The sequence below is a fragment of the Burkholderia sp. L27(2015) genome, assembly GCF_009765705.1.
GTDB lineage: Bacteria > Pseudomonadota > Gammaproteobacteria > Burkholderiales > Burkholderiaceae > LMUX01.
Genome location: NZ_LMUX01000027.1, coordinates 168,474 through 179,574 on the forward strand (window position 1 = coordinate 168,474; position 11,101 = coordinate 179,574).

Below are 11,101 nucleotides of genomic sequence, written 5' to 3' on the forward strand. Positions count from 1 at the left end.
TAGAGGCCCCGTTATTCTGACTTGTTTTTGGCGCAAATGCGCGAATGTGCTAAATCTTATGGCTGGGGGCCACGCTGCTTACGCGGCGCTTTTTGCATCACCGTGTCGTAGATGGAGCGCGGCAACAGATGCAGCAGTGCCGACGCGATGCGCATCTGCCATGGGAATACGCTGTACCGGCTACGGCGCTCGATCGCGGCCGCAACCTTCGCGGCAAAGGGCGCTGCGTCCATCAAAAACGGCATCGGGAACGCGTTCGTGTCGGTCATCGGCGTACGGATATACCCCGGCGCGATCGTCACGACGCTGATTCCGGCGGCGCGCAGTTCTCCACGCAAACTCTCAAGATAAGTCATGGCCGCCGCTTTCGACGCGCTATACGCGCCATGCCCGGGCAAGCCGCGCACGCCGGCCACGCTGCCGATACCGACCAAGGTGCCGTGGCGTGCCATGCTCATTTCGGCGATAAACGGCTCGAACGTTGCGACCATGCCGAGATAATTCGTCGCCATCACCGCATCGAACGTCTGCAGCTCGCCGCATCCGGTGACTGCGCCTTCACTGATACCGGCGTTGGCGATCACCACGTCTGGGCAGCCGAAGCGGCCGATGAACAACTGCGCGGCGCTCGCCAGCGTCGCTGCATCGCGCACGTCAGCCGGAAGCACCATGATCTTGGCGTTGGGAAATTGCGTTGCCGCTTGCGCTTCGAAGGCGCTGAGCGATTCGGCCCGCCGCGCCACCAGCCCGAGCGTTGCGCCCTGGGCTGCATAATGCTGCGCAAGCGCCAAACCGATGCCGCTGGAGGCGCCGGTCAGGAATACCTTGAGGGGTGCCGCGCCAGGCGCGGCCGTATCATTGCTCGATGACAAATCGCTCACATCTTCTTCGCGCGAACTTGCGCAATCAGGTAATTGAGTACCTGTATGGTGCCCGGCAAGCTGTTGGTGAGCGCCGGTGACGTCTCGTACTTGCCTTGGACCGCGAGCGTGGGCACGCCGTCGATCTTGTAATCGTTGAGCAGCTTGGTGTCGCGCTGCAGCGCACTGTTGATGCTGAACGACTCATACGCGGCTTTGTATTTGACCGGATCGACGCCGTTCTTGGCGAGGAAATCGGCCTGCGCCTGCTCGGTCAGCAGATAGTTGTGGTTCTCGTGAATTTCGTGGAAAACCTTGGGCGTCAGCTCCGGCGCCAAACCCAGGGCGTCCAGTGCGTGAAACATCTTTGAGTGCGGCACGAAGTCGTCGCGGAAGGCGACCGGTACCCGTTTGAACACAACGTCCGGCCCTGCCGTCTTCAACCAGGCTTCGAGCGACGGCTCGAACTCGTTGCAATGCGGGCAGCCGTACCAGAAAAACTCGGTAACTTCGATCTTGCCGGCGGGTGACTCGGTGGGCTGAGGCGTGGCCAGGACGGTGTAATCGGTACCGGCGACAGGTGCGCTCGGTGAGGCTTGAACGGCGCTGGCTACGAGGCCCAGCGCGAAAAACACACAACTGATCAGTTTTTTCATGTCGTATAGGAAGGTATCGGGGGTAAAGAAAGCTGATGCCAGGCGCACGCGCTACGGGCCCAAGTATCTTAAAGCAAGTCTGCTGAGACTGTCGGCAATGGCTCAGGTTCAGTCAAAGTGCGGATTTGGGGGCGCGGAATTCAAACGCGGAATCAGATGCAACCGCGGACGCAACGGCGAACCCAACCTCCGATCCACCCCCGCCCCGTCTCCCCACTCAGGTCCCATCCCCGTAAGGGACAGGCAACTCATGCTCACCATAGGTTGAGTTAAGGCGCTTACTGTTTGGTAAAGCGAATCACAGCCGAATCGATTCCCGCATTCGAAAGCTGCTGCCGCGTGTTGTTCATTTCGTCGAACTTGCTGAACGGTCCGATACGCACGCGGAAATAGGTTATTCCGCCGCTGTCACGTTGCGTCACGGTCGACTCAAATCCTTGCAAGGCGAGGCGAGCGCGTTGCTGCTGGGCGTCCTGAGTGGTCTTGTAGGCACCGATTTGCAGGAAATAGCCCGTATTCGCTTCGTTCACGACGGGCGGCGCGACCGCGGCGGTTGGCGCGGCGGGAGTGCGTGACGTCTGTGCTGGCGCTTGCGCAGGTGCCGCGGCTGCCGGGGCCTGAGCGGCCGGAGTCGCCGACGGAACCTCTACGATCTGCGGTTCCTTGAAGATGCCGGAGGGCGCAGTGGCCTTGGCATCGGGCTGCGGCGCGGTGTTCTCAGGCGCGGCGGCGGTCGTGGGCGCGACCGCCAAGCCGGGCGACTTACCTTGCAGAATGCGATTCGGATCGAACTGACCGGCTGGCGGCGCAACGGACGCGCTCGCCGCAGTGTCGCCACCATTCAGCGCCTTGGCGACGAACGGCGTGGGCGCACGCGTGATGTAGAGCGCGACCACCACGGCAATGCCCAGGCCGACGATCAGGCCCAGTACGATGCCTAGAAAAGTCCCGCCGCTTTGCTTGTGCGTTTCGCGTTGCGGGGTCCTGGGCTGCCGGGTTGTTTTTGCCATCGCTGTGTTCACCACGTGTACGTCAACTGGGTTGAAGGATTATAGCGAGCCGCCACCGTTTTTATCGTCGCTTCACATCGTTGCTTTACATCTTCGCCGGCGCCGACACACCGAGCACCGCCAGGCCGTTGGCCAGTACTTGGCGCGTTACCGCCAACAGGGCCAAGCGCGCGAGCTTGATCTGTTCGTCGTCTACAAGGACCCGCTGCGCATTGTAGAACGAGTGGAATTCGCCAGCGAGGTCGCGCAAGTAAAATGCGACCGAATGGGGCGCCAGCTCTTCAGCGGCACGTGTCAGCATATCTGGATATTCGGCCAGCTTTTGCAGCAGCGACAATTCGTGCTCGCTGACCAGCAGGCTGAAATCGACCTGCGGCAATGTTTGCACGTCGCCGCCCCACGAGTTCAGGATCGAACAGATCCGCGCATGCGCGTACTGCACGTAATAGACCGGGTTCTCGTCGTTTTGCTTGAGCGCGAGATCGATGTCGAAAACGAATTCCGTATCGGCCTTGCGCGAGATCAGGAAAAAACGCACGGCATCGCGGCCGCGCTTGATCATCTCGGCCAACACGGCCGGTTCGATCGCGGCATTGTCGGCCGCGTTTTCGCTCATACCGCCCGACCACTCGATCAAATCGCGAACCGTGACATAGCTGCCCGCACGTTTCGAAATCTTGACCTCCTGGCCATCGCGCATCACGGTGACCATTTTGTGCAGGATGTAGTCGGGATAACCGCGCGGAACGCCCATGTCCAGCCCTTGCAGGCCGGCACGCACGCGCGCAATGGTGCCGTGGTGGTCCGAACCCTGCACGTTGATCACCTTGGCGTAGCCGCGCTCCCACTTGCTGACGTGATAAGCGACGTCAGGCACGAAGTAGGTGTACGTGCCATCCGTCTTGCGCATCACGCGGTCTTTGTCGTCGCCCTCGTCGGTCGTGCGCAGCCAAAGCGCGCCGTCCAGTTCGTAGGTACGTCCGGCTGCCACCAGCGCATCGACGGTACGCTCGACGCGCCCCTCGGAGTACAGCGACGATTCCAGGTAATACCGGTCGAACTTGACGCCGAACGCGAGCAAGTCCTGATCCTGTTCGCGGCGCAGATAGGCCACGGCGAAGCGCTGGATCGCATCGAGATTGTCAGGGTCGGCCGCGCCCGTGACAGGCTCGCCATCACTCGCCGCCACGGTCACGCCGTTGCGATAGTCGCGCGCGATGTCGCCGATGTACTCGCCGTTATAGGCCGACGCCGGCCAATCGGCGTCGCCGGGCTTGAAGCCGCGCGCGCGGGCTTGCACCGACAGCGCCAGGTTTTGGATCTGGACCCCGGCGTCGTTGTAATAGAACTCGCGCGAGACGTCCCAGCCCTGCGTCGCGAGCAAGTGCGAGAGCGAATCGCCCAGCGCGGCCTGACGACCGTGACCTACGTGCAGCGGGCCGGTCGGGTTGGCCGAAACGAATTCGATCAGCACTCGCTTGCCAGCAGCATGCTGCGATTGGCCAAAGGCCGCTTGCTGCTCGAACACGGCCGACAGCACCGCTTGCTTTGCCGGCACACTCAAACGCAAATTGATGAAGCCCGGGCCCGCCACCTCGGCTGCCTCAATCAGGCCAGCGGAACGGGGATGAGCGAGCACCGCGTCGGCCAGCTGCTGAGCCAGTTGGCGCGGGTTGGCGCGCAGCGGTTTGGCCAGTTGCATGGCGAGATTGCTGGCGACGTCGCCATGGGCCGCGATCTTCGGGCGCTCGAGCGCAATCACGGGGGTGAGCGCGGGCGCGTCGGGCAGGGCACCCAGCAGGCCGGCGACGGCGTCGGCGAGGATGGCTTCGATAATCTGTTTTTGAGCAGGCAACATGCGAAACGGTCCGGGCGATCGGTCAAAGCGGCGGCGTAGCGTGCTGTGCAAAGTGCGCCTGCCGCGAGTCGCGATCGCGGTAAAAGTGAAACTTCAGGTATCAGACCCGGGTGAGTACGCGAAGGTTCTCGGCGTGCAATAACCTCGCGAGTCTGTGATTTTAACAGGTGCTATGATGTGCTTAGGGTTAATTCATGCGCGTCCGGAAACCGCGCAGCGGCCAATGTCAAGCGAGCGCTCGGGGTCAACTCCCAGGCCGGCTTTCCAGCCTGTTACCAGTATTCCGGCCGCATGGCCAGCCCAGCTCTTGATCTATAAAACAAGGAGTCGTCATGCTGGTCACATTCAAATCTTCCGCCGCGCCTGACGTCCAGATGCTCGAAAATCACGCCCAGTATTTGCTGGGCATCATCGGCAAACGTCTAGGCGACCGTGGCGTGATCACCCACGCCGAATTGCCGGCCGCGATCGCCAAGCTCGAAGCGGCTGTCACGGCCGACAAAGCCGTTCAGCGTGGGCACGACATCGAGCGCGATGCCGAACCTCGAGATCACCAGAGCGAGATGCCAGTCGGGCTTGCCCAGCGCGCTTTTCCCTTCCTCGTCATGCTGCGCGATTCACTGAAGGCGCAGACCGACATCATCTGGGGCGTGTGATCCCGAGGTGCCCGGTGTCACGCGCCGGGCGCGCATCATCGGCCGCGCATTACCGGCCGTTTAGTTACAGTTGCGGTGCCAACGCGCGCCGCGCTTCGCTAGGTGACAAGCCGCTGCGCTGCGCGTAATCGTCCAACTGATCCTGGCTAATCTTGCCCACCGAGAAATACGTGCTGTCGGGATGCGCCAGATAGAAACCCGAGACGCTGGCCGCCGGCATCATCGCCAGCGATTCGGTGAGCGTCATGTCGACGTCTTCGCAACGCATCACTTCGAACATCGCCTTTTTGACCAGATGGTCTGGGCACGCGGGATAACCGGGCGCGGGCCGTATCCCAGCATATTTCTCATGAATCATTGCGTCGACGGGTAGTGTTTCGCTCGACGCATATCCCCACAGATCGCGCCTGACCTGTTCATGCATGCGCTCGGCAAAAGCTTCGGCCAAACGATCGGCCAGCGCCTTGAACATGATCGAGCTGTAGTCGTCGTGATCCTTCTCGAATTGCTTCTCTTTCACGTCGACGCCCAGGCCGGCGGTGACCGCGAACATACCGATGTAGTCGGCGATGCCGCTCTCCTTGGGCGCGATGAAATCGGCCAGGCAGCGGTTCGGGCGCGGCACGCCGTCGATGACCGGGCGCTCGGTCTGCTGACGCAGGTTGCGCCACGTCAACGCGACTTGCGTGCGCGTGTCGTCGGTGTAGATTTCGATATCGTCGTCGTTGACCGTGTTGGCGGGCAGCAAGCTGATCACGCCGTTGGCGGTCAACCAATGGTTCGAGACCAAACGCGACAGCATCTGTTTCGCGTCCGCGAACACCTGGCGCGCCGATTCGCCTACAACTTCATCGTTCAGGATCGCAGGGTAGGGGCCCGCGAGGTCCCAGGTCTGGAAAAACGGACCCCAATCGATATAGTTGGCCAGCTCGCTCAAATCGTAATTCTTGAACACGCGCCGACCGATGAACTTCGGTTTGACCGGTCGGTAAGCCGCCCAATCGATCGGTGTCTTGTTGGCGCGCGCTTGCGCCAGCGTCACCATCGGCAGCGCTTTCTTCGAGGCATGCTGTTCGCGCACCCGCTGATAGTCGGCTTTCAGATCCGCCAGATATTGCTTCGCGCCGTCGTCCGACAGCAAGCTCGAGGCCACCGACACCGAGCGTGACGCATCGGGTACGTACACTACCGGGCCGTCGTAATGCGGGGCGATCTTCACCGCGGTGTGCACCCGCGACGTGGTCGCGCCGCCGATCAGCAGCGGCGTCTGGCGCTCGCGGAAATAATCGTCGCGCTGCATTTCCGAGGCCACGTAGGCCATTTCTTCCAGACTGGGCGTAATCAGGCCCGACAGGCCGATGATATCGGCGCCCTCGGCCTTCGCCTTGGCGAGGATCTCGCTGCAGGCGACCATCACGCCCATGTTGACCACTTCGAAGTTATTACACTGCAACACCACCGTGACGATGTTCTTGCCGATATCGTGCACGTCGCCTTTCACGGTGGCGATCACGATCTTGCCCTTGGCCTTCACGTCGTCGCCGGCTGCCGCCATGCGCGCCTTCTCTTCCTCGATAAACGGGATCAGATGGGCCACAGCCTGCTTCATCACGCGCGCCGATTTCACCACCTGGGGCAGGAACATCTTGCCCGCACCGAACAAATCGCCGACCACGTTCATGCCGTCCATCAACGGGCCTTCGATGACTTGAATCGGCCGCCCGCCACCCGCGGCGATTTTCGCGCGCGCTTCTTCGGTGTCTTCGACGATAAACGTGGTGATGCCGTGCACCATCGCGTGGGCCAGGCGTTTTTCGACCGTCTTCGGATCGTCCGGCGTGCCGCGCCAATCGAGGTTGTCTTCGCGCCGCGCAGCACCGCCCTTGAAACGCTCGGCAATTTCGAGCAGCCGTTCCGTGTTGGTCAGCTCGCCCGTGGCGGGGCGATTAAGCACCACGTCTTCAACGCGATCGCGCAACTCCGGATTCAGAGCCTCGTAGACGCCGAGCTGGCCCGCGTTGACGATGCCCATATCCATGCCGGCGCCAATCGCGTGAAACAGGAACACCGTGTGTATCGCCTCGCGTACGGCGTCGTTGCCGCGAAACGAGAATGACACGTTAGACACGCCGCCGCTGATTTTCGCGAACGGCAGGTTCTGTTTGATCCAGCGCGTAGCGTTGATGAAATCGACCGCGTAGTTGTCGTGCTCTTCGATACCGGTGGCGATCGCGAAAATGTTCGGATCGAAAATGATGTCTTCCGGCGGGAAGCCGACTTCGTTGACCAGGATGTCGTAGCTGCGCTTGCAGATTTCGGTCTTGCGCTGGTACGTGTCGGCTTGGCCTTTCTCGTCGAAGGCCATCACGACGGCGGCCGCGCCGTAGCGACGTATCAGCCGCGCGTGCTTCTTGAACGCCTCGACACCTTCCTTCATCGAGATCGAGTTGACGATCGCCTTGCCCTGCACGCATTTCAGGCCCGCTTCGATCACTTCCCATTTCGAAGAGTCGATCATGATGGGCACGCGGGCGATATCGGGTTCGGACGCGATCAGATTCAGAAAGCGCACCATCGCCGCTTTCGAATCGAGCATGGCCTCGTCCATGTTGATATCGATCACCTGCGCGCCGTTCTCGACTTGCTGGCGCGCGACCACCAGCGCCTCGTCGAATTGGGCGTTCAGGATCATGCGGGCGAACGCTTTCGAGCCGGTTACGTTGGTGCGTTCGCCGACGTTGATGAATAGCGTACCTTTGCCGGCATTGAACGGCTCGAGGCCGGCTAGCCGCATGAGTCGTTCAGGTGGCGTCTCGGAGGACGAGGGATGGACCTGGTCGTCAGGGGCGTCGGTTTGGCTCATGCAGCATCCCGGTAGTGTTGCGGCCAGCGGCGTGGCTTGACGTTGGACAGCGATTGCGCGATCGCGGCGATGTGTTCCGGCGTGGTGCCGCAGCAACCGCCGGCAATGTTGAGCATGCCGGCTTCGCCGAATTCATGCAGCAGCGACGAGGTGACATCCGGCGTTTCATCAAAGCCGGTATCGCTCATCGGATTGGGCAGGCCCGCATTGGGGTAGCACGATAGATAGCAATCGCACAACTTGGCGAGCTCCGCGATATACGGTCTCATCAGCGCTGCGCCTAGCGCGCAATTGAGCCCGAAGGTCAGTGGCTTGGCGTGACGCAGCGAGTTCCAGAACGCTTCGACGGTCTGGCCCGACAGGATGCGCCCGGAGGCATCGGTTACCGTGCCCGAAATCATGATGGGCAGGATTTCACCGGTGTCTTCGAACAGCTCGTCTAGCGCGAACAACGCCGCTTTGGCATTCAACGTGTCGAAGATGGTTTCGACCAGGAACAGATCGACGCCGCCGTCGAGAAGCGCCTTGGCTTGCTCGTAGTAAGCGCTGCGTAGTTCGTCGAACGAGGTATTGCGTGCGGCAGGATCGTTGACGTCCGGCGAGATGCTGGCCGTTTTGGGCGTCGGGCCGATGGCGCCTGCGACGAAGCGCGGCTTGTCCGGCGTCGAGTATTTTTCGCAGGCTTCGCGCGCGAGCTTGGCCGAGGCCACGTTCATCTCGGCCGCGAGGTCTTCCATCTGGTAATCGGCCTGGGCTACGCGGGTCGCGCCAAAGGTATTGGTTTCGAGGATGTCGGCGCCGGCGGCCAAATACTGTTCGTGAATTTCACGAATCACTTGAGGCTGCGTCAGCGACAACAACTCGTTGTTGCCTTTGATGTCGTGGTCCAGATCGGCGAAGCGCTCGCCGCGATACTGGCTTTCACCGAGCTTATAGCGCTGAATCATGGTGCCCATTGCGCCATCGAGTATCAGTATGCGCTGCTCAAGCAAAGCAGGCAGCGCCTGGCCGCGCGTGTAGCGCAGCGGCGAGCGGACGGAGTCAGCGGCGTGTGTGATGCGGCCGGACTCGATGGAGGCGTTGGACTGGGTCATGACGGTGCTTTGTAGGCCTTTTAGAACCTTGCATTGTAGCCGATTGTCATCGACTGGGACGCGTAGTACGGGACATGCGCGGGACATACCATGGGACGCGCGACGGGCCGAGCGCGCGGGCCCAAAGTAAAACGCCCGCATTCCGGTATGGAAGCGGGCGTCGATACGGCGGCTAATAGTGCGCAGGTATGGGTGCGGAGTTCGATCCGATGCGACGGCTTTGTCCCTAGGCCGTCCGTTCGCAAGAGCTCAGTGGAGTATCACCGGCTGGTGCATCAAACTATCGAATTGACCAAGAAACTCGTCGATTTCTTCAATCGAGGGTTGTTCGTCGATCAGCTTTTGCACATGCTCGCGGAATTGCGCCGCGAGTGCACCGTCGATGAAAATTTCACGTTGGTTGGTTTTGTCGACAATCTCGTAGCCACCGTCCAACAAGGCCATGGTGCCATCGAGTGCCGGAAATTCAACGACGCAATAATTAGGGCTGTTATAAATCATTTGCATGGCAACACTCCTCTATGCAACCGCACTTAAGAAATCGAGCGGGCTCTTGGCCGGCTTGCCGTACGAGGACATATTCTGTCTGCACACCGGCGCCGACCTTCCAGCACCGCTTCGCTTACCTTGATACGGTCATTCAATACCGCAAATTCAATGGGTTCCGCTCGCGTTCACTACAGATATTGGTGCGGTTTGAGCGAAATCAAGGGGCTCTTTACCTGAAGCGCGCATCGACTACTTACTGCTTATCGACCGCTTATCGAATTTCTTTACGACTTGCACTCAGGGTCAGACAGTGTCTTGCCACTACGATTCCAGCATAGCCGCAAATTGGCATTACTGCTGGTAACAAAATGTATATGTGGCGAAATGGCACCGGACCATGGCGGCGGCCCGGTGCCGCGGGCGATCAGGCCGCGTGGCGCGTACCGGCTGCGCTGAAGTAGCTCTTGACTGCAGCGAGGAAGGTTTCGATATCGGCAGCGCACACGTCGAGGTGAGTGACGAAGCGCGACGCGTAGAGCATTTGCGTCAATATGCCCCGGCTCTTCAAGAATGCCTCAAGCGGCGCGCAGTGCGCGTCGGGAAACTGCGCAAACACCATGTTGGTGGCATGCGAGATAACTTGCACCTCGGCGATCTGTGCCAGGCCTGCGGCCAAGCGCGCTGCGTTGGCGTGATCGTCGGCCAGCCGTTCGACATTGTGATCGAGCGCGTACAAGCAGGCGCCCGCCAGCAGCCCCGCTTGCCGCATGCCGCCGCCTAGCACCTTGCGCCAGCGCTGCGCCTGCTCGATCAGCTCGCGTGAGCCGACCAAGACCGAGCCGACCGGCGCGCCCAGTCCTTTCGAAAAACATATCGACACGGTGTCGAACGGTGCGCACAAGTTGGCCAAGGTCGAACGCTCGGCCACGACGGCGTTGAATACGCGAGCGCCGTCGAGGTGAGCCGAAAGGCCGCGGCTGCGGGCCAGCTTGACCGCGTCATTGACATACTGGGCCGGCAAGACCTTGCCGCCGATAGTGTTTTCGAGCGCGAGCAGTCGAGTACGGGCGAAATGGTTATCGATCGGCTTGATGGCGGCGTTGATTTTTTCGAGCGGCAGGCTGCCGTCGGCGGCGTTCTCGATCGGTTGAGGTTGGATGCTGCCCAGTACGGCGGCGCCGCCGCCTTCGTATTTATAGGTGTGGGCCAGTTGGCCGACGATGTATTCGTCGCCGCGCGCGCAATGCGCCATCAGCGCCGCGAGGTTACTTTGTGTGCCGCTGGGGAAGAACAGACCTGCCTGCTTGCCGGCGCGTTCCGCTACGCTGGTCTGCAGCTTCAATACGGTGGGGTCGTCGCCCCATACGTCGTCGCCGACTTCTGCGAGCGTCATCGCTTGCAGCATGGCGGGGGTGGGGCGAGTTACGGTATCGCTGCGTAAATCTATCATCGAGCACTCCTGGGCGGGAAAGTGGGGCGCGGCATGGCGCAGTACGGCGGATAGGGCATTATCCCAGTCTTCGCAAAAACAGTCCGCGCTCGCAATAAATCGGCCCGATCATTGCTGGCTTGGGCTTGGGCTTGGGCTTGGGCTTGGGCTTGGGCTTGGGCTTGG

9 protein-coding genes are annotated in these 11,101 nt (G+C 61.1%); 1 reads left to right on the plus strand and 8 read right to left on the minus strand.

The window, feature by feature from the left end; all coding sequences use genetic code 11:
* Nucleotides 1–56: 56 nt before the first annotated feature.
* The 4 genes from GSQ77_RS28510 to argS form a co-directional block, all read right to left on the minus strand.
* The gene (locus GSQ77_RS28510; protein WP_158907573.1) at nucleotides 57–872 is read right to left on the minus strand and encodes an SDR family oxidoreductase; all 816 of its coding nucleotides are present in this window, start codon (nucleotides 870–872) and stop codon (nucleotides 57–59) included.
* A 5-nt stretch (nucleotides 873–877) separates the two neighbouring features.
* On the minus strand, nucleotides 878–1,516 hold the full coding sequence (locus tag GSQ77_RS28515) for a thiol:disulfide interchange protein DsbA/DsbL (RefSeq protein WP_158907429.1): 639 nt from the start codon (nucleotides 1,514–1,516) through the stop codon (nucleotides 878–880).
* 278 nt (nucleotides 1,517–1,794) lie between these two features.
* Nucleotides 1,795–2,526, minus strand: a complete 732-nt coding sequence (locus GSQ77_RS28520; RefSeq protein ID WP_158907430.1) for an SPOR domain-containing protein — start codon at nucleotides 2,524–2,526, stop codon at nucleotides 1,795–1,797.
* An 85-nt stretch (nucleotides 2,527–2,611) separates the two neighbouring features.
* Complete coding sequence (gene argS, locus GSQ77_RS28525; RefSeq protein WP_158907431.1) at nucleotides 2,612–4,384, minus strand: arginine--tRNA ligase; 1,773 nt, start codon at nucleotides 4,382–4,384, stop codon at nucleotides 2,612–2,614.
* 332 nt (nucleotides 4,385–4,716) lie between these two features.
* Here argS and GSQ77_RS28530 point away from each other — a divergent pair, with 332 nt between their 5' ends.
* Entirely contained in the window at nucleotides 4,717–5,040 is a 324-nt protein-coding gene (locus tag GSQ77_RS28530; RefSeq protein WP_158907432.1) for a DUF1840 domain-containing protein, read from the plus strand.
* 64 nt (nucleotides 5,041–5,104) lie between these two features.
* Here GSQ77_RS28530 and metH read toward each other — a convergent pair whose 3' ends face one another.
* The 4 genes from metH to ltaE all read right to left on the minus strand — a co-directional run bounded on the left by metH (nucleotide 5,105) and on the right by ltaE (nucleotide 10,936).
* On the minus strand, nucleotides 5,105–7,834 hold the full coding sequence (gene metH / locus GSQ77_RS28535) for a methionine synthase (RefSeq protein ID WP_158907575.1): 2,730 nt from the start codon (nucleotides 7,832–7,834) through the stop codon (nucleotides 5,105–5,107).
* A 65-nt stretch (nucleotides 7,835–7,899) separates the two neighbouring features.
* Nucleotides 7,900–8,997: a homocysteine S-methyltransferase family protein gene (locus tag GSQ77_RS28540; RefSeq protein ID WP_158907433.1), complete on the minus strand. Its 1,098-nt coding sequence runs from the start codon at nucleotides 8,995–8,997 to the stop codon at nucleotides 7,900–7,902.
* Nucleotides 8,998–9,246: 249 nt separating this feature from the next.
* Nucleotides 9,247–9,504, minus strand: coding sequence for a DUF3567 domain-containing protein (locus GSQ77_RS28545; RefSeq protein WP_158907434.1), 258 nt, complete (start codon nucleotides 9,502–9,504; stop codon nucleotides 9,247–9,249).
* 406 nt (nucleotides 9,505–9,910) lie between these two features.
* On the minus strand, nucleotides 9,911–10,936 hold the full coding sequence (gene ltaE, locus GSQ77_RS28550) for a low-specificity L-threonine aldolase (protein ID WP_158907435.1): 1,026 nt from the start codon (nucleotides 10,934–10,936) through the stop codon (nucleotides 9,911–9,913).
* Nucleotides 10,937–11,101: the final 165 nt, after the last annotated feature.